This window comes from Burkholderia anthina (genome assembly GCF_001547525.1).
Classification (GTDB): Bacteria; Pseudomonadota; Gammaproteobacteria; order Burkholderiales; family Burkholderiaceae; genus Burkholderia; species Burkholderia semiarida.
Window position 1 is genome coordinate 2,168,392 of the sequence record NZ_CM003768.1, and the last position, 21,646, is coordinate 2,190,037.

General features: G+C 65.4%; 22 protein-coding genes. 13 read left to right on the top strand and 9 right to left on the bottom strand.

Annotated elements, in window-relative coordinates; all coding sequences use genetic code 11:
* Positions 1 to 3: 3 nt before the first annotated feature.
* A complete protein-coding gene (locus tag WS64_RS09935; protein ID WP_060966372.1) occupies positions 4 to 348 on the bottom strand; it encodes a DUF4212 domain-containing protein in 345 nt (114 codons plus the stop codon).
* Positions 349 to 433: 85 nt separating this feature from the next.
* The gene (gene acs, locus WS64_RS09940) at positions 434 to 2,416 is read right to left on the bottom strand and encodes an acetate--CoA ligase (RefSeq protein ID WP_060966373.1); all 1,983 of its coding nucleotides are present in this window, start codon (positions 2,414 to 2,416) and stop codon (positions 434 to 436) included.
* 325 nt (positions 2,417 to 2,741) lie between these two features.
* Here acs and WS64_RS09945 point away from each other — a divergent pair, with 325 nt between their 5' ends.
* The 9 genes from WS64_RS09945 (at position 2,742) to WS64_RS09985 (ending at position 10,031) form a co-directional block, all read left to right on the top strand.
* Entirely contained in the window at positions 2,742 to 3,650 is a 909-nt protein-coding gene (locus tag WS64_RS09945; protein ID WP_059642269.1) for a DMT family transporter, read from the top strand.
* 111 nt (positions 3,651 to 3,761) lie between these two features.
* Positions 3,762 to 4,346: a TIGR00645 family protein gene (locus tag WS64_RS09950; RefSeq protein WP_059583558.1), complete on the top strand. Its 585-nt coding sequence runs from the start codon at positions 3,762 to 3,764 to the stop codon at positions 4,344 to 4,346.
* A 44-nt stretch (positions 4,347 to 4,390) separates the two neighbouring features.
* A complete protein-coding gene (locus WS64_RS09955) occupies positions 4,391 to 5,914 on the top strand; it encodes a fumarate hydratase (RefSeq protein WP_034183495.1) in 1,524 nt (507 codons plus the stop codon).
* 193 nt (positions 5,915 to 6,107) lie between these two features.
* The gene (gene bfr / locus WS64_RS09960) at positions 6,108 to 6,584 is read left to right on the top strand and encodes a bacterioferritin (RefSeq protein ID WP_006478315.1); all 477 of its coding nucleotides are present in this window, start codon (positions 6,108 to 6,110) and stop codon (positions 6,582 to 6,584) included.
* A 39-nt stretch (positions 6,585 to 6,623) separates the two neighbouring features.
* A complete protein-coding gene (gene murI / locus WS64_RS09965) occupies positions 6,624 to 7,481 on the top strand; it encodes a glutamate racemase (protein ID WP_059583556.1) in 858 nt (285 codons plus the stop codon).
* A gap of 150 nt (positions 7,482 to 7,631) precedes the next feature.
* Complete coding sequence (locus WS64_RS09970; RefSeq protein ID WP_006482749.1) at positions 7,632 to 7,868, top strand: (2Fe-2S)-binding protein; 237 nt, start codon at positions 7,632 to 7,634, stop codon at positions 7,866 to 7,868.
* A 218-nt stretch (positions 7,869 to 8,086) separates the two neighbouring features.
* A complete protein-coding gene (locus tag WS64_RS09975) occupies positions 8,087 to 8,818 on the top strand; it encodes an energy transducer TonB (protein ID WP_059642280.1) in 732 nt (243 codons plus the stop codon).
* A 36-nt stretch (positions 8,819 to 8,854) separates the two neighbouring features.
* A complete protein-coding gene (locus WS64_RS09980; RefSeq protein ID WP_059642283.1) occupies positions 8,855 to 9,589 on the top strand; it encodes a MotA/TolQ/ExbB proton channel family protein in 735 nt (244 codons plus the stop codon).
* Positions 9,590 to 9,602: 13 nt separating this feature from the next.
* Entirely contained in the window at positions 9,603 to 10,031 is a 429-nt protein-coding gene (locus tag WS64_RS09985; protein WP_059583550.1) for an ExbD/TolR family protein, read from the top strand.
* A 391-nt stretch (positions 10,032 to 10,422) separates the two neighbouring features.
* Here the strand turns inward: WS64_RS09985 and WS64_RS09990 are convergent, their stop codons facing one another.
* Complete coding sequence (locus tag WS64_RS09990) at positions 10,423 to 11,397, bottom strand: LysR family transcriptional regulator (protein ID WP_060966374.1); 975 nt, start codon at positions 11,395 to 11,397, stop codon at positions 10,423 to 10,425.
* A 121-nt stretch (positions 11,398 to 11,518) separates the two neighbouring features.
* Here WS64_RS09990 and WS64_RS09995 point away from each other — a divergent pair, with 121 nt between their 5' ends.
* The 3 genes from WS64_RS09995 to hemP all read left to right on the top strand — a co-directional run bounded on the left by WS64_RS09995 (position 11,519) and on the right by hemP (position 13,360).
* The gene (locus WS64_RS09995) at positions 11,519 to 12,391 is read left to right on the top strand and encodes a pirin family protein (RefSeq protein ID WP_059642290.1); all 873 of its coding nucleotides are present in this window, start codon (positions 11,519 to 11,521) and stop codon (positions 12,389 to 12,391) included.
* Positions 12,392 to 12,491: 100 nt separating this feature from the next.
* On the top strand, positions 12,492 to 12,974 hold the full coding sequence (locus WS64_RS10000) for an SRPBCC family protein (RefSeq protein ID WP_059583545.1): 483 nt from the start codon (positions 12,492 to 12,494) through the stop codon (positions 12,972 to 12,974).
* Positions 12,975 to 13,114: 140 nt separating this feature from the next.
* Positions 13,115 to 13,360, top strand: a complete 246-nt coding sequence (hemP, locus tag WS64_RS10005) for a hemin uptake protein HemP (RefSeq protein WP_034207822.1) — start codon at positions 13,115 to 13,117, stop codon at positions 13,358 to 13,360.
* 275 nt (positions 13,361 to 13,635) lie between these two features.
* Here the strand turns inward: hemP and WS64_RS10010 are convergent, their stop codons facing one another.
* The 5 genes from WS64_RS10010 to uvrB form a co-directional block, all read right to left on the bottom strand.
* Positions 13,636 to 15,033 carry a 4Fe-4S binding protein gene (locus WS64_RS10010; protein WP_060966375.1) on the bottom strand — a complete coding sequence of 466 codons (1,398 nt, stop codon included), beginning with the start codon at positions 15,031 to 15,033 and terminating at the stop codon, positions 13,636 to 13,638.
* On the bottom strand, positions 15,030 to 15,872 hold the full coding sequence (locus WS64_RS10015) for an FTR1 family iron permease (RefSeq protein WP_059583542.1): 843 nt from the start codon (positions 15,870 to 15,872) through the stop codon (positions 15,030 to 15,032). Before WS64_RS10015 ends, WS64_RS10010 begins: the two co-directional genes overlap by 4 nt.
* Before the next feature lie 57 nt (positions 15,873 to 15,929).
* On the bottom strand, positions 15,930 to 16,262 hold the full coding sequence (locus WS64_RS10020; RefSeq protein WP_006478303.1) for a cupredoxin domain-containing protein: 333 nt from the start codon (positions 16,260 to 16,262) through the stop codon (positions 15,930 to 15,932).
* A gap of 55 nt (positions 16,263 to 16,317) precedes the next feature.
* Positions 16,318 to 16,869, bottom strand: coding sequence for an iron transporter (locus WS64_RS10025; RefSeq protein WP_059583539.1), 552 nt, complete (start codon positions 16,867 to 16,869; stop codon positions 16,318 to 16,320).
* Positions 16,870 to 17,092: 223 nt separating this feature from the next.
* Positions 17,093 to 19,183, bottom strand: coding sequence for an excinuclease ABC subunit UvrB (gene uvrB / locus WS64_RS10030; RefSeq protein WP_060966376.1), 2,091 nt, complete (start codon positions 19,181 to 19,183; stop codon positions 17,093 to 17,095).
* Positions 19,184 to 19,442: 259 nt separating this feature from the next.
* On the opposite strand from uvrB, the gene WS64_RS10035 reads away from it, so the two are divergent.
* Positions 19,443 to 20,642, top strand: a complete 1,200-nt coding sequence (locus tag WS64_RS10035; RefSeq protein WP_059583535.1) for an amino acid aminotransferase — start codon at positions 19,443 to 19,445, stop codon at positions 20,640 to 20,642.
* A 119-nt stretch (positions 20,643 to 20,761) separates the two neighbouring features.
* Here the strand turns inward: WS64_RS10035 and WS64_RS10040 are convergent, their stop codons facing one another.
* Positions 20,762 to 21,550, bottom strand: coding sequence for a 3-hydroxybutyrate dehydrogenase (locus WS64_RS10040; RefSeq protein ID WP_059583533.1), 789 nt, complete (start codon positions 21,548 to 21,550; stop codon positions 20,762 to 20,764).
* Positions 21,551 to 21,646 lie beyond the last annotated feature (96 nt).

The window sequence follows — 21,646 nt, forward strand, 5'->3', positions numbered from 1 at the left end:
GAATCAGCGCCCGCCGTTCGCATGGCCGGCGCGCGCCGCATGCTCGTCGTACGCGCGGCGCAGCGTGCGGTCCGCGCGCTGCATCAGCCCGATGTAGACGACGATCAGCACGAGGTACACGAGAATCGCGCCCTGTGCGCCGACATAGAACGGCAGGCTGAAGCCGGCGAAGCGAACCCCGGCGAGCGCGGGCCCGAAGAACGGCACGATGAACGACACCGCGAAACCGATCACCATCAGCACCGCGATCAGCGCGACGTTGAAGCGCCAGTAGCGTGCGTGCGCACGCGCGAGCGGCGCGGGAACGGGAGGTGGCGCAGCAGGCGCCGAACGGGTCGGAACGGTCATGCCGTTATGTAGCAAAAAGCCCCTGCGCGGGCAATCGGGATTGCCGCGCAGGGGCTCGTGCGCGTGACGCGCAACCGGCAGGCGCTCAGCGCACTTCGGTGAGTTGCTCGAGGATGGCCGGATTCTCGAGCGTGGACGTATCCTGCGTGATCGCCTCGCCCTTCGCGAGCGAGCGCAAGAGGCGCCGCATGATCTTGCCCGAGCGCGTCTTCGGCAGGTTGTCGCCGAAGCGGATGTCCTTCGGCTTCGCGATCGGCCCGATCTGCTTGCCGACCCAGTCGCGCAGCGCCTTCGCGAGCGCCGCCGCTTCGTCGCCTTCCGGGCGCGAACGCTTCAGCACCACGAATGCCACGACCGCCTCGCCCGTCGTGTCGTCCGGGCGACCGACCACCGCCGCCTCCGCCACGAGTTCGTGCGACACCAGTGCCGATTCGATCTCCATCGTGCCCAGCCGGTGGCCCGACACGTTCAGCACGTCGTCGATCCGGCCCATGATCGTGAAGTAGCCGGTCTCCTTGTCGCGCACGGTGCCGTCGCCAGCCAGATAGAGCGTGCCGCCGAGTTCTTCCGGGTAGTAACTCTTCTTGAAGCGCTCCGGATCGCCCCAGATCGTGCGGATCATCGCGGGCCACGGACGCTTGACGACCAGAATCCCGCCTTGCCCGTTCGGCACGTCCTGGCCCGTCTCGTCGACCACCGCGGCCATGATGCCCGGCAGCGGCAGCGTGCACGAACCCGGCACGGTCGGCGTCGCGCCCGGCAGCGGCGTGATCATGTGGCCGCCGGTTTCGGTCTGCCACCACGTATCGACGACCGGGCAGCGCTCGTGGCCGACGTGCTTGTGGTACCACATCCACGCTTCCGGATTGATCGGCTCGCCAACCGTGCCGATGATGCGCAGGCTCGACAGGTCATAGCTCTTCGGATGAACCTTGTCGTCGGCTTCGGCCGCCTTGATCAGCGAACGGATCGCGGTCGGCGCGGTGTAGAACACGGTCACCTTGTGGTCGCCGATCATCTTCCAGAAGCGCCCGGCGTCCGGATACGTCGGCACGCCCTCGAACACGACCTGCGTGCCGCCGCACGCGAGCGGGCCGTACGTGATGTACGTGTGGCCCGTGACCCAGCCGATGTCGGCCGTGCACCAGAACACGTCGTCGGGTTTCCAGTCGAAGGTCCACTTCATCGTCTGCGCGGCCCACAGCAGGTAGCCGCCCGTGCTGTGCTGCACGCCCTTCGGCTTGCCGGTCGAGCCCGACGTATACAGGATGAACAGCGGATGCTCGGCGCCGACCCAGGTCGGCTCGCAGCGGTCGGATTCGCCGTCGGTCAGCTCGTGCATCCACAGGTCGCGGCCCGCATGCCAGTCGATCTTGCCGCCGGTGCGGCGATAGACGATCACGCTCTTGACCGCTTCGCAGCCGCCCAGCGCGATCGCCTCGTCGGCGATGCTCTTGAGCGGCAGCGTCTTGCCGCCGCGCGCCTGTTCGTCGGCGGTGATGAGCGCCACGGCGCCGACGTCGACGAGCCGCTCGTTCAGCGATTTCGCGGAGAAGCCGCCGAACACGACCGAGTGCGTCGCGCCGATGCGCGCGCAGGCCTGCATCGCGACGATGCCTTCGATCGACATCGGGATATAGATGACGACGCGATCGCCCTTGCCGATCCCGCGTTTCTTCAGCGCATTGGCGAAGCGCGACACGCGTGCGAGGAGATCGGCATAGGTGACGCGGGTGACGGTGCCGTCGTCGGCCTCGAAGATCACCGCGACGCGCTCGCCGTGGCCGGCTTCGACGTGACGGTCGAGGCAGTTGTACGACGCGTTGAGCTCGCCGTCGTCGAACCATGTGTAGAACGGCGCGTTACGCTCGTCGAGCACCTTGGTGAACGGCTTGTGCCACGTGAGGCCTTCGCGCGCGAGCCGCGCCCAGAAGCCTTCGTAATCCTGCTCGGCCTCGGCGACGAGCGCGCGATAGGCCGGCATGCCGGAAATGGTCGCCGTCTTCTCGAGCGCCGCGGGCGGCGCGAACTGACGGGTTTCGTGAAGAACCGATTCAATCGCAGACATCGACTACCCCTTGGTGAACATGAATCCTCTGCATGGCGGCGCGATCGTGCGCGCCGCGCGTCGTCCTGGCCGGCGCTGCGCGCCGCTGTCTCCCACCACCCGCGCGCGGCCGCGAAGGCCTGCGCACGATGCTGCACCGCACCACATCAAGTCACGTCACGCAAACGTGACCTGCGGCGCGGCAGTTCCACGATAAGCGCGCCAACTTACCCGTCACTTACGCGGCATGGCCGTTTCGTGCGCGAGGCGCCGCATCGAGGCCCGCTTTACGCTGTTACAACCGCGACCCTACAATCCTAACTGAACTCGCCTTCCGGATTCCAGCTTGAATCGCTACGCCCTCTTCCTCATCCTGTCGATGCTGTTCGTCGGCAGCAACGTCGGTATCGGTAAATCCATCGTTGCATTCGTCCCCGTCGCCATCCTCGCCACGCTGCGCTTCGTGATCGCGATCGCGGTGCTGTGGCCGCTGTTCAGCCCCGCGAAGATGCGCGCGGTCAAGCGCGGCGAATGGCTGAACCTGTTCCTGCAGGCGTTCTTCGGCACCTTCATGTTCACGCTGCTGATGCTCAACGGCGTGCAGCGTACGAGCGCGGTGGCCGCTGGGGTCATCACCAGCACGATCCCGGCGATCGTCGCGCTGTTCGCATGGCTGATCCTCCGTGAAAAACCGAACGGCCGTGCGCTCGTGTCGATCGCGCTCGCGATCATCGGCGTCGTGACGATCAACCTCGCCAACGGCAGCGCGGCCGGCCACGGCGCGCAGGGCGACGCGTCCGGCTCGCTCGCCGGCAACCTGCTGATTCTCGGCGCGGTGTGCTGCGAATCGATCTACGTGATCCTGTCGCGCCGGCTCACGCAGACGCTCGCGCCGATCGACATCTGCGCGTATACCCACCTGTTCGGCCTGTTCCTGATGCTGCCGCTCGGCGCGACGGCGCTGTGGCGCTTCGATTACGCGAGCGTGCCCGCCGGCACGTGGGCGCTCGTCGTCTGGTACGGGTTGTCGGCCAGCATCTTCTCGTTCTGGCTGTGGATGAAGGGCATCCGGCACGTGCCGGGCAGCCTCGCCGGCGTGTTCAGCGCGGTGCTGCCGATTGCGGCAGCCGCGTACGGCATCGCGTTCCTCGGCGAGCGCCCGACGCTCGCGCACGGCATCGCGCTCGCGTGCGTCGTCGCCGGCATCGTGCTCGCGAGCCTGCGCGTCAAACGCGTGCCGGCGGCCGCCTCCTGATCCGTCCCCCGCGGCGCCGGCGCGTCGCTGCAGTCGCGCCGGCCGACGCGTTACAATAGCGCGCCTTTTCAAGATTACCCCGATACCTGCGCACCGCGCCCGTACCCCGACATGTCCGCCCCGCATTCGCCCGGCCATCCTGGCCGTCGCCCGCTTCGCCCGCTTCCCGCGCTGATTTTCATGAGCCGCTGGCTCCAGGTTCCGCTCTATCTGGGCCTGATCGTCGCGCAGGCCGTCTACGTGTTCCTGTTCCTGAAGGAAGTCTGGCACCTGCTGTCGCATGCGACGGGCCTCGACGAAATCAGCGTGATGCTCGCCGTGCTCGGCCTGATCGACGTGGTGATGATCTCGAACCTGCTGATCATGGTGATCGTCGGCGGGTACGAAACCTTCGTGTCGCGGCTCGGCATCGAGGGCCACCCCGACGAGCCCGAATGGCTCGACCACGTGAACGCGGGCGTGCTGAAGGTCAAGCTGTCGATGGCGCTGATCAGCATTTCGTCGATCCACCTGCTGAAGACGTTCATCAACCCCGACCAGCACACGACGCACGCGATCATGTGGCAGGTGATCATCCACGTGTCGTTCCTCGTGTCGGCGCTCGTGATGGCGTGGGTCGACCGCCTGACGACGCACACGCACCCGGCCCATTTCCACGAGGCGCATGCGTCCGCAGCGTCCCGACCGGCGGCCTGAACCGTCGGCAACGCATTCCCCACTGTCCCCACAGAGTCTCAGCCATGACCGTCATCAAACAGGAAGACCTGATCCAGAGCATCGCGGATTCGCTGCAGTACATCAGCTACTACCACCCGCTCGACTACATCCAGGCCCTCGGCCGCGCGTACGAGCTGGAAGAGAGCCCGGCGGCGAAGGACGCGATCGCGCAGATCCTCACGAACAGCCGCATGTGCGCGGAAGGCAAGCGTCCGATCTGCCAGGACACCGGCATCGTCACGATCTTCGTGAAGGTCGGCATGGACGTGCGCTGGGACGGCGCGACGATGGGCCTCACCGACATGATCAACGAAGGCGTGCGCCGCGGTTACACGCACCCGGACAACGTGCTGCGCGCATCGATCGTCAATCCGCCGGAAGGCGCCCGCAAGAACACGAAGGACAACACGCCGGCCGTGATCCACTACGAGATCGTGCCGGGCGACAAGGTCGACGTGCAGGTCGCGGCGAAGGGCGGCGGCTCGGAAAACAAGTCGAAATTCGTGATGCTGAACCCGTCCGATTCGATCGTCGACTGGGTGCTGAAGACGGTCCCGACGATGGGCGCCGGCTGGTGCCCGCCGGGCATGCTCGGGATCGGCATCGGCGGCACCGCCGAGAAGGCGATGCTGATGGCGAAGGAATCGCTGATGGAGCCGATCGACATCCAGGAAATCATCGCGCGCGGCCCGAAGGACTGGGTCGAGGAACTGCGTGTCGAACTGCACGAGAAGGTCAACGCGCTCGGCATCGGCGCGCAGGGCCTCGGCGGCCTCGCGACCGTGCTCGACGTGAAGATCATGGCGGCGCCGACGCACGCGGCGTCGAAGCCGGTCGCGCTGATCCCGAACTGCGCGGCCACGCGCCACGCGCACTTCGTGCTCGACGGCTCGGGCCCGGCCAAGCTTGAAGCGCCGTCGCTCGACGCCTGGCCGAAGGTGCAGTGGGAACCGAACACGGAAACCAGCAAGCGCGTCGACCTGAACACGCTGACGCCGGAAGAAGTCGCGAGCTGGACGCCGGGCCAGACGCTGCTGCTGTCGGGCAAGATGCTCACCGGCCGCGACGCCGCGCACAAGCGCATCGCAGACATGCTCGCGAAGGGCGAGAAGCTGCCCGTCGACTTCACGAACCGCGTGATCTACTACGTCGGCCCGGTCGATCCGGTGCGCGACGAGGTCGTCGGCCCGGCTGGCCCGACGACGGCCACGCGCATGGACAAGTTCACCGAGACGATGCTCGCTCAGACGGGTCTGATCTCGATGGTCGGCAAGGCCGAGCGCGGCCCGGTCGCGATCGACGCGATCAAGAAGCACAAGGCCGCCTACCTGATGGCGGTCGGCGGCGCCGCCTACCTCGTGTCGAAGGCGATTCGCGGCGCGAAGGTGCTCGCGTTCGAAGACCTCGGCATGGAAGCGATCTACGAATTCGACGTGCAGGACATGCCTGTAACAGTTGCCGTCGATTCGTCGGGCACGTCGGTGCACCAGACGGGTCCGAAGGAATGGCAGGCGAAGATCGGCAAGATCCCGGTCGCAGCCGCGTAAGCGCGATCGAACGAAAGGCCGGACGCGCGTCCGGCCTTTTTACTTCTCATTCTCATTATTGTGCGCGGCCGGTTATTCAAGGCTGATTCTCATTACACGCAAAAGGCAGGCCCGACAAGGCTTCGAGGCTTGGCTTTTCTCGTTCGAGCGATTATCGTTCGGTTTCTGAAGCTCCACTGAACAAGGAACAGCCATGCAAGGCGACAAGAAAGTCATCGAATATCTGAACGCCCAACTGAAGAATGAACTCACGGCGATCAACCAGTACTTCCTGCATGCGCGCATGTACAAGCACTGGGGCCTCGACAAGCTCGGCAAGCACGAATACGACGAGTCGATCGGCGAAATGAAGCACGCCGACTGGCTGATCGAACGCGTGTTCATGCTCGACGGCCTGCCGAACCTGCAGGACCTGCACAAGCTGCTCGTCGGCGAGGAAACCGAAGAGATCCTGAAGTGCGACCTGAAGCTCGAGCAGATCTCGCAGTCCACCTGCAAGGAAGCGATCGCCTACTGCGAATCGGTTCGCGACTACGTGTCGCGCGAGATCTTCGAAAAGATCCTCGACGACACCGAAGAGCACATCGACTGGCTCGAAACGCAGATCGACCTGATCGGCAAGGTCGGCCTGCAGAACTATCAGCAAACGATGATGGGTTCGGCCGAGTAATCGCCCTGCCCTGCCCGCCAGCCCGCCGCCCGCCCGACGATGACGCACCCGTCCGCCGCTAGCGCGCCGCACGCCGCCGCCCCTGTCGGCATCTTCGACTCGGGGCTCGGCGGCCTGTCGGTGCTGCGCGCCGCGCGCGCGCACCTGCCCGGCGAATCGTTCGTCTACGTCGCCGACTCGCACCACGCGCCATACGGCCCGCGCGACGAGGCATTCATTACGGAACGCACGCTGGCCATCGGCGAGTGGCTCGCGCGCGAAGGCGCGAAAGCGCTCGTCATCGCATGCAACACGGCAACGGCTCGGGCGATCGCGGCCATCCGCGAACGCCTGTCGATACCGCTCGTCGGCGTCGAGCCGGGCATCAAGCCGGCCGCCGCGCTGTCCGCGACCGGCGTCGCGGGCGTCCTCGCCACGCAGTCGACGCTGAACAGCCCGCGCTTCCAGGCGCTGCTCGACCGCTACGGCGCCGGCCGCCGCTTCATCTGTCAGCCCGGCCACGGGCTCGTCGAAGCGATCGAGCGCGGCGACACGAACTCGCCCGCACTACGGGCACTGCTCGAGCGTTACATACAGCCGATGCTCGACGACGGCGCCGATACGCTGGTACTCGGCTGCACGCACTACCCGTTCTTCACAGAAACGATTCGCGACATTGTTGGCGAGCGCCTGACGATCGTCGACACGAGCGATGCCATTGCCCGCCAGCTCGCGCGGGTGCTCGACGAACGCGGGCTGCGCGCGCCGGCCGGCACGCACGCCGCGCCGACGCGCTTGTGCTCGACGAGCGACGGCCTGCAACTGCGCGCGCTCGCGTCGACGCTGCTCGGCCTCGAGGCGCCGGTCGAATCCGTCACCATTTCCTCGCCGAACGCGCACGCCTGCGCGACCGCCTGACGCGGGCCGGCACGCCGGGCTCCCGCACCGGCCAAGCCGCCGCTTCCTTTCAAGGGTCCGATGACCTTAAAAAAAGCCCGACCCAGGCTTGTCAACACCTGCAAAATTAATGATAATAATTCGCATTAACGTTAGCTATCGCAACTCATCATGATCGTCTGCGTGTGCAAGTCTGTTTCCGATCGCAAGATTCGCGCGTCCCTCGCGGAGGGCGTGAACTCTTTCGATGAACTCCAGTTCGAGCTCGGCGTGGCCACGTGCTGCGGCAAGTGCGAGGAGTCCGTACGCGACCTCATGGCCGAGCAAGGCGTCTGCGCGAGCCGGTGCGGTGTCGAGCATCATGCTCATCCGATCCCGGTCACGTTCTACGACCGCAAGGCGGCCTGAGCGGCGCCGAGCGTGTGCATGCGGCCCGGGCCGCATTTTTTGTCTTGACCGTCAGCAAGCCACCGTCTGCGCGAGCCAACGGCTTACCTGCCAAGGAGCCTGTGATGGAATTGCTGATCGGATTCGTAACCACCGTTTGCATCTCGCTGCTGATCTTCCGCAAGTGATGCCGATTCACCCGCCGCGCCCCGGGTGCGGCGTCGTTCTTTCAAGCTAACATGCAGGCTTCGCATCTCGCTCCTGCCGGCGCCATGCCGGCTGCACCACGTATGAATCCCCGAGTGATCGTCGTCGCGGTCGGCGTGCTAGCCGCACACGCGATCATGCTGACGGCCGCATGGCTCCATCGCAACGCGCCGCCGCCGAAATCGGTCGAGGTCCAGACGATCACCGCGCAGCTCATCACGCCTGCGCCGATCGCGCAGCAGGTCGCGGCCGAATCGATTCCGCAGCCCGCCCCGCCGAAGCCCGTGCCGCGCGTGAAGCCGAAGGTCGAGCCGAAACCGGTGCAGAAAGCCGCAAAGCCGACCCCGCAGCCGGTCGCGCCGTCGCCGGCGCCGTCGCCCACCCCGGCTCCCGCGGCCGATCCGACACCCGCTCCGGCCGCGCCCGCGCCCGCCGCACCGGCCGCCACGCCGGGCCCGGCGCGCGAAACGATGCAGGTCAGCGCGCCGAAGAACGTGCCGACGCTCCAATGCAACTTCGTGAAGCCCGACTATCCGTCGATGTCGCGACGCCGCGGCGAATCGGGCACCGCCTATGTCCACTTCGTCGTCGGCGTGACCGGCAAGATCGAAAGCATCGATCTGCAGAAGAGCAGCGGCTATCCGCGCCTCGACGATGCCGCACTCGACGCGATGCGCGCGACCACCTGCCGTCCGTACATCGAGAACGGCGAGGCGATCCGCGCCGCCCGCACACAGCCCTACAGCTTCGGGCTCACCGACTAACCTGCCTCATCCGGAAGATTCAAAGGAAACAAAAAAATGCAAAGCTACGGTATCGCGCACGTCTGGGCGCAAGGTGATTTCGTCACGCGCGCCATTGCGATCACGCTGCTCGTGATGTCGGTCCTGTCGTGGATCGTGATCGTCATCAAGGGCTGGAACGTGATCCGCCTGAACCGCCTCACGAAGAACGCCGAACAGGCTTTCTGGCATTCCGACGATTTCGACGACGGCATCAAGAAGCTCGGCCTCGCCGCGTCGACGCCGAACGACAACCCGTTCCTCGCGCTCGCGCTGTCGGGCAAGGAAGCCGTCGACCACCACCATCACACGCAACCGCATCTGCACGATCGCATGGACGTATCGGACTGGGTCACGCGCTGCCTGAAGGACACGATGGACGAAGGCATTTCGCGCATGCAGAGCGGCCTCGCGATCCTCGCATCGGTCGGCAGCACCGCGCCGTTCGTCGGCCTGTTCGGCACGGTCTGGGGGATCTATCACGCGCTGCTCGCGATCGGCGCCACCGGCCAGACGTCGATCGACCAGGTCGCGGGTCCGGTCGGCGAATCGCTGATCATGACGGCCTTCGGCCTGTTCGTCGCGATTCCCGCAGTGCTCGGCTACAACGCGCTGATCCGCGCGAACAAGGGTGTCGTCAGCAAGCTGCGCCGCTTCGCGCACGGTCTGCACGCGTACTTCGTGACGGGCGCGAGCCTCGCGTCGTCGTCGACGCGCGACGGCCTGCGTCTCGCATCGCGCACCGCCAGCTGAGACGAGGTGAACCATGGCCATGAACACCGGTTTCAGCGACGATGACGACGATGCCGTGATGAGCGAGATCAACATGACACCGCTCGTCGACGTCATGCTCGTACTCCTGATCATTTTCCTCGTGACGATCCCGGCGATGCAGCATGCGGTGAAGATCGACCTGCCGCACGCCAGCAGCCAGCCCGTCGACGAAAAGCCGCAGACCGTCGACGTCGCGATCCAGGGTGACGGCACGATCCTGTGGGACGACCACACGGTCACGCGCGAACAATTGCAGGCGCGCATCGCGGAAGCCGCGAAGCGCACGCCGCAGCCGGAATTGCATCTGCGCGCGGACCGCAAGGTGGCCTACGAGCACGTCGCGGAAGTGATGTCGGATGCACAGGCTGGCGGCTTAACCAAGCTCGGCTTCGTGACGGAGCCCGGCGCAAAAACGAAGTAACACGCGCACGTTCTGTCGTCGCCGGTAGCCACTGCGCGCCTTGCCGGCCGCACCTAGCCGGCCGCACCCAAAGTAAAAGGCCTTCATCGCCAGATGAAGGCCTTTTTTCATGCGCACGCGGGCGCCTTCGGGCGGCGGGCTCTTCGGCGGTATCGGTTACGCCTCGAGCAACGCAAATGCGACTTTGCCGTGGTCTGCACGGACTGCGCGTTCTGCCCTATCTGGCTCACAATATATGCGGCCACCTGATTTCGCTCAGAACTTCCTTCACGAAATGGGATTTCAATATAGGCTCGCCCGCGCACGCATTCAAGGTTCCGGCGATTGAAACTTGCGATTGCAGGCGACGCTTCAATGACAAAACAAATTTGCGTCGTCGTGCCCGCCGTGTTCAGGTGGCCGAAACATCGGCCGCCGCTTCCTTCTTTGTGCGTTCCGGGCAACCCGGATCCTTGTACGCGCCATGGTCGAGCTTCTCGACGAGGTAATCGACGAATGCACGTACCGCGGGCGGCATCCCCTGCCGCGACACGAACACCGCATACAACTGCGGCACCGGCAGCGTCCAGCCCGGCATCACCGGCGACAGTTGCCCCGCACGCAGCGCGTTGCCGTACATCATCTCCGGCAGCGCCGCGATGCCGAGGCCGTCGAGCACGGCCTCGCGGATCGTCATCAGGTCGGCCGTCACGAGGCGAGGATCGTGCTCGTGCACGTGGCGCGTCCCGTCCGGCGCGATCAGGTTGAAGACGTGCCGGCCGTCGACGCTCGGCGTATCGAGCGTCTCGAAGCCGGTCAGGTCGTCCGGCACCAGCGGCGGTGCATTCTGGCTCAGCAGGCTCGGCGCGCCGACCAGCATCTGCTCGGTACGCCACAGCGGCCGCACGACGATGTTGGCGTTCTGCGGCGGCTCCGAGCGCACGCGCAACGCGACGTCGATCGAATCCTCGAACAGGTCGATCACGCGGTTCGTCACGCGGACGTGCACCTTCACCTCGGGATAGCGGCGCAGGAATTCGGGCAGGATGCGCGACAGCATCGTCTGCGACAGCGTCACCGGCACGCTGACACGTACCGAGCCGCGCGGCGACGCGCGCAACTGCTGCACGGCGTTCATCGCGGCCTGCGCTTCCGCGAGCATCGCCTGGCAATGCTGGTAAAACAGCTCCCCCGCCTCGGTCAGCGCGAGCTTGCGCGTCGAGCGCTGCAGCAGGCGCACGCCAAGCGCCGCCTCGAGCTCGGTCAGGCGCCGCGACAGACGCGATTTCGAGATGCCCAGCACGCGCTCGGCGGCCGAGAAACCGCCATGTTCGACGACCTGCGAGAAGTACATCAGGTCGTTCAGGTTATGTGCATCGATATTCATCTCATCGTTCCAATTTCAGAACAATCCATTGCGATCCGCCGCAAATCGACCGGTAAAACGCCCAATATAATAGCGCTATGTTTCGAAAATAACGCTATTCCGATGATTTCGAGGGCTTCCCATGACCACCGCTCGCTCGCTTGATCGCACCTACCCCGCGCTTCGCACCACCGAAGGCGGCGGTTTCGTGGTTCACCGCCCGTTCCCGACGCGGCTGCTGATGGATTTCGATCCGTTCCTGCTGCTCGATGAAATGGGCCCTGTCGACTACGCGCCCGGCGAAGCCGTGGGCGCGCCCGACCATCCGCATCGCGGCTTCGAGACCGTGACCTACGCGCTCGACGGACGCTTCCGCCATCGCGACTCGTCCGGCCATGCCGGCACGCTCGGCCCGGGCGACGTGCAATGGATGACGGCCGGGGCCGGCGTCGTCCACAGCGAAATGCCGGACCCGGCGTTCGCGCAGGCCGGCGGCCGCTCCCACGGCTTCCAGCTGTGGGTCAACCTGCCGCGCCGCGACAAGATGATCGCGCCGCGCTACCAGGAGATTCCGGCCGCTCGCATTCCGACGGCGACGTCGCCGGACGGTCGCGCGCGCGTGCGCGTCATCGCCGGCGAAGCGTTTGGCGTACAGGCCGCGATCGAGACGCGCACGCCGATCCTCTATCAGCATTTCACGCTGGAGCCCGGCGCAACGGTCACGCAGCCGGTACCGGCCGGTTATCGCGTGTTTGCCTATCCGATCGACGGAACGGGCCTCTACGGGCCCGACAGGCAGGCTGTCGACCCACGACACATGATTGTCTACGGCGACGACGGCGACACCGTCACGTTCGCTGCCGCCGACACGTCGCTCGACCTGCTGCTGATCGGCGGCGTGCCGCTCAACGAGCCGATCGTCCGTTACGGCCCGTTCGTGATGAATACCGAGGAAGAGATCCGGCAGGCCGTTGTCGACTATCAGACCGGTCGCATGGGTCGCATCGAGGCGTAGTTTCGATCGGGGGTCGCAGGTGCCGCGAAGCCGGCGGTTTTGCGTCACAATAACTTCTTGAACCATGTGGCCACCCGCCACCCAGAAGGAACCCGTCCCCTTGAACTTCGAACATCTGATCCAGATCAACTCCGACGATCCGGCCGTGCCGACTCTCACTCGCGACCAGCTCTGGGAAGGCCTCGTGCTGCGTGCGGAACAGCCGCAATTGTTCGTGATCGGCCTCGACAGTTGCGTCATCCACGAACGGACGGACACGACGCTCGAACGCGAACTGCACTACGGCCACGCGACGGTGCGCGACCACGTGACGTTCACGCCGAACCAGCAGGTCCGCTACGACATCCGAGCAGCCGATGGCGAGATCGGCGGCTCGCTGACGATGACGATCGAGGAGCGCGACGACCACGAACTGTTCCTGCGTTTCGAGTACCGGACGACGCTGACGGTCACCGACGACAGCGAAGAAGCGCGACAGACGCATGGGATCGTCAAGGAGGCATACCGCACGTCGGATATCGACACGGTGCGCCTGATCCGCGAATACGCGCAGGGTCGCAAGGACCCCGATCCGCTGCACTGAGCCCGGCGGCGGCCTGCGGGCCGCCCCTTTTGATTCAAACTATCAGACTAGAACCATCGATCGATAAAGAGTTTTTGTAAATGGGAATAGTTATCATTTAGAATTCATTCCATCGTATCGACAGTCACCGATCAAACCGAATGACCGACACCATGCGCCCGACCACGCTGACCCTGCGCCGCACCACCGGCACCGCAGCCAGCAGCCGTCAGAAGACGGCAGCGGTCACCACGCCGGCGAAACCCGCCGGCAACCGCGATGCAGGCACGCGGGTCGTCAACAGTGATGCGTTGCTGCAAGGCCAAAGCCACGTCAGCATCGCGCATAACGGAGAGACGTATCAGTTGCGCGCCACGCGGCTCGGCAAACTGATCCTGACGAAGTAACGACCGAGTATTGTGGGGACCACCTCCCTGAGAGGTGTTGGGCAGTAGCCAGCGTAACGGCTTGCACGCGAGATCTAGACCCCTTCGTGCAAACACACTCAAGCAGCCGTTGCAGCAAGCCAAGCCACTTTTTTTGGTTCTCGCACAAGGAAGAAAAAAGCGACACGTCGATGGACGTGTCGCTTTTTTGTTTGGGCAGCCGATGCGCGAAGCACGCTGCCCAAGTGTCGTGGCTGCCGTCAATGCGCGACGGCGAGAGCGGCATACGCGCCGCCTCAGAATCCCCAGAACATCAACCACCATGCGCTGTCGACGACAGCCAGCCCGACGGCGAACCACGCGAATGCCGCGAGCCGGCGCGGCCACGCCGCATAGCGCCCCGTCACCATCCACGCGAGCCACGCACTCCATACGTTGGCGCCGACCAGAATCGCGATGCGCACATCGGTTGCCCAGCCGAGCGGCACATGCTCGGCGCGCAGCAACGACAGCGTCGTGGCCGACAACCCGAGGAACACGCCCGCACCCGCGATGGGGATCAGCGCCTGCGCGAGGTGATGCAGGCGCACGCGATCGAAGCGGCCGAGCATCAGCGTGGCGCCGGCCAGCAACACCAGCAGCGCCGTGCCGTACACGAGCCCCGTGCCGACGATGTAGCTGACGACCAGCCCGCCATCGAGCCAGGAGAACACGTCGTTGCGATCCGGGTAGTGCGTGAGCAGGAACCACGGCGCATTGGTCTCGAGCGGCCACGTGATGTCGTGGTCGATCAGCCATCCCGCGAGCCATTGCTTGATCTGCACGAACCACGGGCTGACGGTCCAGTGGAACGCACCGATCGCCACGCCGAGCAGGCCGTACAGGATCAGTGCGGTGTCCCACGGGTTGGCTCGCTCCGCCCCGAGGTTCACGACTTCGTCGGACGGCGAGCGCAGCGACAGCGAAATCGCGTCGCGGTGCCCGCTGCAGCGGCCGCACATATGGCAGTCCGCCGCGCCCTTCATGTTGCGCAACGGGACGAGCGGCGCGCAATTGATCGGAATCACGCGATGGCCGTGCTCGCCGTTCCTGTACGAACGGCGCCACGCGTCCTCGTCGACCTTGTAGCGCATCGGCGCAAGCCGCGCGAGCAGCCCGAACACGCCGTTGACCGGGCACAGATACTTGCACCACACGCGCTTCTCGCGGCCGTACAGCACGCCGATCACGATCGCGCCGACGGTCGAGCCGCCGAGCACGAACAGCACCGCGAGCGGGTACTGGTACACGCTCACCATCTGCCCATAGATCGTCGTGATGCCGAACGCGACGAACGGCCAGCCGCCCCACCGGATCCAGCGTGGAATCGGGCCGCCGCGGCCGAACTTGCTCGCGTATTCGGTGAGCGCGCCTTCCGGGCACAGCACACCGCACCAGACGCGGCCGAGCATCACCATCGACAGCAGCACGAACGGCCACCAGATGCCCCAGAACGCGAACTGCGCGATGAGCGTGAGGTTGTTCCACAGATGCGCGGAATCGTCCGGCAACGGCAACACCGCCGGCACGATGATCAGGAATGCGTAGACGGCGACGACGATCCACTGAATACCGCGGATCAGCGCACCGTGGCGCTGCATCCACTGGCCGGCCTGCGCGAGCCAGCCCGGCTTGACGGCGGCGACAACGCTCATGCCGCGCGACCCGCTACGACGGCCGGACGGCGGCTCGCACGCTTCATCAGCAACCAGACGACCGCCCAGTACACCGCATACGCCACCAGGTTGGTCAGCGCCGGGTGCGCGCGATAGCCGGTCAGCGTCGCGACGAGCGAACCGAACGTGCCCGAATCATCGAGGATCGCGGACGTATCCCACACCTGCGAGATGCCGAGCGGCAGGATTTCCTTGTCGATCAGCTTGTCGACGCCCGTCTGGAACAGGCCCGCGCCAAGGAACAGCAGCATCACTTCGGTGACGCGGAAAAAATGCCGCCACGAGAAGTACTTGCCGCCGAGCTGCAGCAGATAGAACGTGAGGAACGCGAGGCCCAGGCCGATCACGACCGCGAGCATCTGGCTGCCGTCGACGTGGCCGGACTGGCCGAAACCGAGGCCGTACAGGAAGATCACCGTCTCGCTGCCTTCGCGCGCGATCGCGAGCGCGACCAGCACGGCGACGCCCCACCAGTTCGAATCACGCGTGCTTTGCTGCAGCGATTGCTCCATGTCGCGCTTCAGCGTGCGGCCGTGCCGGCGCATCCACAGCACCATCTGCACGATCAGCACGCACGCGATCAGCACCATCGCCGTCTGGAAATAGTCCTGCGCGTCGCCGGACAACACTTCGGTGAACCCGACCAGCGCGGCGCCGAGGCCGACTGCCATCAGCAGGCCGACAGCGACGCCCGTCCAGAGGAAAGGCAAACCGCGGCGCGCGTCGTCGTCGCCGTTTTTCAGCCATGCATAGAGAATGCCGACGACGAGCAGCGCTTCGACGCTCTCCCGCCAGACGATGAACAAGATCTGACCCATCGATACCTCCTGACGCGCGGGGCACGGCCTGGCCCGCCCGCGCGCAGATAAAACACGTTACTTCGCGACGATCACGCCCTGTGCCTGCTGGTGGAAATCGTCGAAAAACTTGTATTCGCCCGGCGACAGCGGGGCGACGACCACGAACGAATCGGCGCCCGGCGCGAGCACCTTCTCCTTGCGCAACTGCACGCTCTCGAATTCGGCGGCGCCCTTGCCGGTGTTCCTGATCTCGATCTTGAAACGCTGGCCGGCCGGCACTTCGATGCGGGCGGGATTCAGCTTGCCATCCGTCATCTCGAGCTTGAACGTCGGCAGATCGGCCGCATGCGCCGCGCCGGCAAGCCACAGCGCAGCGGCTGCGGCGACGATTTTCTGGGGAATTTTCATTCTGGGTTCTCTACGCCGACGGCGCGCCGAAGCGCGCCGTTCGTGATGCCACCGATCAGTAACCGCCCTTCTTGCCGATACCGGCGAACGGGAAGTCGTACTCGAGCGTGATGGGCTTGAACCACGGGCCCACGCCCGTTTCCTTGTCGACGTGACGACCGAACGCCATGTGACCCGACTGCATCGGCGGCTTGACGACCAGCGTCAGGTGGTACTTGCCCGGGCCGGCGAGCTTCACGTTGTCGCCGTAGTGCGGGCCGTCGCTCGCGACCATGCCCATCAGGTCGCCCTCGGCCTTCCACTTGGTGTCGCCCTGCTTCGTCAGCTTGTACGTGACCTGCAGGTACGGCATCCAGTCGCCTTCCGCGAAACCCGTCGGGTTGTTCTTGACCGCATGGATATCGGCCTCGAGGTGGATGTCCGAATCCGACGCCTTGCGCATCATGCCTTCCGGGTCCATCGTGATCGGCTGCAGATACACGGCGCCGATTTCCATGCCGCCCTGGATCTGCTGCTTGCCGATCGGATACTCGGCAGCCGAGGCCGACATCGCGGCAAACGCCGCCGCTACCGCAACCGTCGTGCGGATGAACGAAGAACCCAACATGGACACTCCTTGTTATTTGTCTGACTATCTTGACGACATGCGAGCCGCCGCTGCCGCCCGCCGGAAACACTAACGCGACGAAGAACGTTAATGCGAACTATTCTCAATACATGCGGAGTTTAGCACCGAACCCGTTCCGGAACAAACGGGGAGCGCCGTAAACCCCTGATCCGACAAGGCTTACAGGCGCTTTACCGAAGGATTCCGTGACGCTTGGAAAGATTTACCGGCCGCCGCTGATGTGGTCGCCGACGTTCGCGCCGAACACGCGTTCACGCAGCACGGCAAGCTGGTCGCGGGTCGCGGCGGCCTTCTCGAATTCGAGATTCTTCGCGTAGTCGGCCATCTGCTTCTCGAGGCGCTTGATTTCCTTCGCGAGCTGCTTTTCCGACATGTCCTCGAATTTCGCGCGCTGCTGCGCCTCCTTCAGCTCCGCGCGCGCGTCGTCGGCGTTGTAGACGCCGTCGATGATGTCCTTGATGCGCTTCACGACGCCGCGCGGCGTGATGCCCATCTTTTCGTTGTAGGCGATCTGCTTCGCGCGGCGCCGCTCGGTTTCGCCGATCGCGCGCTTCATCGACTCGGTCATGTTGTCCGCGTAGAGGATCGCCTTGCCGTTCACGTTCCGCGCGGCACGACCGATCGTCTGGATCAGCGAGCGCTCGGCGCGCAGGAAGCCCTCCTTGTCCGCATCGAGAATCGCGACGAGCGACACTTCGGGAATGTCGAGGCCCTCGCGCAGCAGGTTGATCCCGACCAGCACGTCGAACGTGCCGAGCCGCAGGTCGCGGATGATCTCGACGCGCTCGACCGTGTCGATGTCGCTGTGCAGGTAACGCACCTTGACACCGTGGTCGGCCAGGAACTCGGTCAGCTGTTCGGCCATGCGCTTCGTCAGCACGGTGATCAGCACGCGCTCGCCGGCCTTCACGCGCGCGTTGATTTCGGTCAGCACGTCGTCGACCTGCGAGCTCGCCGGCCGGACTTCGATTTCCGGATCGACGAGGCCCGTCGGCCGCACGACCTGCTCGGCGATCTGACCCGTCACGCGCTTCTCGTAGTCGGCCGGCGTGGCCGACACGAACACGACCTGGCGCATCTTGCGCTCGAACTCGTGGAACTTCAGCGGCCGGTTGTCGAGCGCCGACGGCAGGCGGAACCCGTAATTGACGAGGTTTTCCTTGCGCGCGCGGTCGCCGTTGTACATGCCGTTCAACTGGCCGATCAGCACGTGCGATTCGTCGAGCAGCATCAGCGCATCGGGCGGCAGGTAGTCGACGAGCGTCGGCGGCGGATCGCCGGGCGCCGCCCCCGAGAAATGCCGCGAATAGTTCTCGATGCCCTTGCAGAAGCCGAGCTCCTGCAGCATCTCGAGGTCGAAGCGCGTGCGCTGCTCGAGGCGCTGCGCCTCGACGAGCTTGCCTTCGCGATGGAAGAACTCGAGCCGTTCGCGCAGTTCGTCCTTGATCGTCTCGACCGCGCGCATCACGGTGTCGCGCGGCGTCACGTAGTGCGACGACGGATACACGGTGAAACGCGGGATCTTCTGCCGCACGCGCCCGGTCAGCGGGTCGAACAGGTGCAGCGTCTCGACCTCGTCGTCGAACAGCTCGACGCGCACGGCCATTTCCGCATGCTCGGCCGGGAAGATGTCGATCGTGTCGCCGCGCACGCGGAACGTGCCGCGCTGGAAATCCTGCTCGTTGCGCGTGTATTGCATCGCGATCAGCCGCGCGATCACGTCGCGCTGGCCGAGCTTGTCCCCGGTGCGCAGCGTCAGGATCATCTGGTGGTATTCGGACGGGTTGCCGATACCGTAGATCGCCGACACCGTCGCGACGATCACCACGTCGCGGCGCTCCATCAGGCTCTTCGTCGCCGACAGCCGCATCTGCTCGATGTGCTCGTTGATCGACGAATCCTTCTCGATGAACAGGTCGCGCTGCGGCACGTAGGCCTCGGGCTGGTAGTAGTCGTAGTACGAGACGAAGTACTCGACCGCGTTGCGCGGGAAGAACTCGCGGAACTCCGCGTAAAGCTGGGCGGCGAGCGTCTTGTTCGGCGCGAACACGATCGCCGGGCGGCCGAGCCGCGCGATCGTGTTGGCCATCGTGAAGGTCTTGCCCGAGCCGGTTACGCCGAGCAGCGTCTGGAAGGCAAGGCCGTCGCCGACCCCTTCGACGAGCGTGTCGATCGCGCTCGGCTGGTCGCCCGCGGGCGGATACGGCTGGTAAAGCTGGAACGGCGACCCTTCGAAAGTGACGAATTTGGATTCGTCGAGCGCGTCGCCGACTTCGGCATGATGTTGGGACATGGAATGCGGCCGGAGCAAGGGCAAAGAAAGCATTCTAGCGCTTCGCGGCCGAGCGAACTGCTGTCGGCTCCTGACGCGCGACGGCCGCCCGAAATCGCGTTTCGCCGCGCCAATCGCGACGGAATCACCGCCCCCGCCAGCGCGAATTCGCTACAATGTCAGGCTGCTGCGCTTTCCGGCGTCGCGCCGTTGGCGCGGTCCGCTGCGCCCGTCCCGCCGGCTGAAAGCCTGACCCTCTTTTCACTACTGCCGAATCATCATGTCGCTCTTCTCCGCTGTCCAGCTTGCTCCCCGCGACCCGATCCTGGGCCTGAACGAAGCCTTCAACGCCGATACGCGTCCGACCAAGGTCAACCTCGGCGTTGGCGTGTACACGAATGAGGAAGGCAAGATTCCGCTGCTGCGCGCGGTGCGCGACGCGGAGAAGGCGCGCGTCGAAGCCGGCCTGCCGCGCGGTTACCTGCCGATCGACGGGATCGCCGCCTACGATGCGGCCGTGCAGAAGCTGCTGCTGGGCAACGATTCGCCGCTGATCGCGGCGGGCCGCGTCGTGACGGCGCAGGCCCTGGGCGGCACGGGCGCGCTGAAGATCGGCGCCGATTTCCTGCGCACCGTGAATCCGAACGTGAAAGTCGCGATCAGCGATCCGAGCTGGGAAAACCACCGCGCGCTGTTCGAGGCGGCCGGCTTCGAAGTCGTCGCGTACCCGTATTATGACGCGGCCACCAACGGCGTGAACTTCGAAGGCATGCTGTCGGCGCTGAACAGCTACGCGGCCGGCACGGTCGTCGTGCTGCACGCGTGCTGCCACAACCCGACCGGCGTGGACCTCACCGAAGCGCAATGGCAACAGGTCGTCGACGTCGTGAAGGCGCGCAACCTCGTGCCGTTCCTCGACATGGCCTACCAGGGCTTCGGCGAAAACATCGAAGCCGATGCCGCTGCCGTGCGCCTGTTTGCCGCGGCCGACCTGAACGCGTTCGTGTCGTCGTCGTTCTCGAAGTCGTTCTCGCTGTACGGCGAGCGCGTTGGCGCGCTGTCGATCATCACGTCGAGTAAGGAAGAAGCCACGCGCGTGCTGTCGCAACTGAAGCGCGTGATTCGCACGAACTACTCGAACCCGCCGACCCATGGCGGCGCGGTGGTCGCAGCGGTGCTCGCGTCGCCGGAACTGCACGCTTCGTGGGTCCAGGAACTCGGCGAAATGCGCGACCGCATCCGTGCGATGCGCAACGGTCTCGTCGAACGCCTGAAGGCAAGCGGCGTCGATCGCGATTTCAGCTTCATCAACGCGCAGCGCGGGATGTTCTCGTATTCGGGCCTGACCTCGGCACAAGTCGATCGCCTGCGCGACGAGTTCGGCATCTATGCGGTCGGCACGGGCCGGATCTGCGTCGCCGCGCTGAACACGCGCAACCTCGACGTGGTCGCCCAAGCGGTCGCAGCGGTCCTGAAGTAAAGCGGCGCCGGGCGGCGGCCGTCGCCGGCCCCGCCCTGCCGACATGAAAAACGCGCTCCACGGAGCGCGTTTTTTTGCGCCGTCCAGCGCGGCGGGCGGCGACACCGCCCGCATCCGCGTTACTGCATGAACCAGCCGTGACTGACGACCACCGACTGGCCCGTGAGCGCGGCGCTCGGGAACGCCGACAGGAACAGCACCGTCTGCGCGACGTCCTGCACCGTCGTGAACACGCCGTCGACCGTGTTGCCGAGCATCACCTTCTTGATCACGTCCTCTTCGCTGATGCCGAGCTCCTTCGCCTGCTCCGGAATCTGCTTGTCGACCAGCGGCGTGCGCACGAAGCCCGGACACACGACGTGCGAACGCACGTTGTGCTTCGCCCCTTCCTTCGCCAGCACGCGCGCGAGACCCAGCAGCCCGTGCTTGGCCGTCACGTACGCCGACTTCAGCGGCGACGCTTCGTGCGAGTGCACCGAGCCCATGTAGATCACGACGCCGCCGCGATCGTCCTTGTACATGTGCTTGAGCGCGGCCTTGGTCGTCAGGAACGCGCCGTCCACGTGGATCGCCTGCATCTTCTTCCAGTCGGCGAACGAGTAGTTCTCGATCGGGTTGACGATCTGGATGCCCGCGTTCGACACGAGGATGTCGACCGAGCCGAACGTCGCGGCGACCTTGTCGATGCCGTTGTTCACCGCTTCCTCGTTGGTCACGTCCATCGCGACGCCGATCGCCTTGCCGCCTGCCTTGACGATCTCGTCGGCGACCGCGTTCGCGCCGTCCTGGTTCAGGTCGGCGATCGCGACGGCCGCGCCCGCCTTGGCGAGCTCGAGCGCGATTTCCTTGCCGATGCCGCTCGCGGCGCCCGTGACGACTGCGGTCTTGCCATTCAGATCTGCTGCCATGTCCGTCTCCTCCCGTTGTCGGATCGATAAAACACGCGCCCGCCGCATCCGCGCGCATCGCGAAATCGCATCGGCGTGCCAGCCGCCATTGTGCCC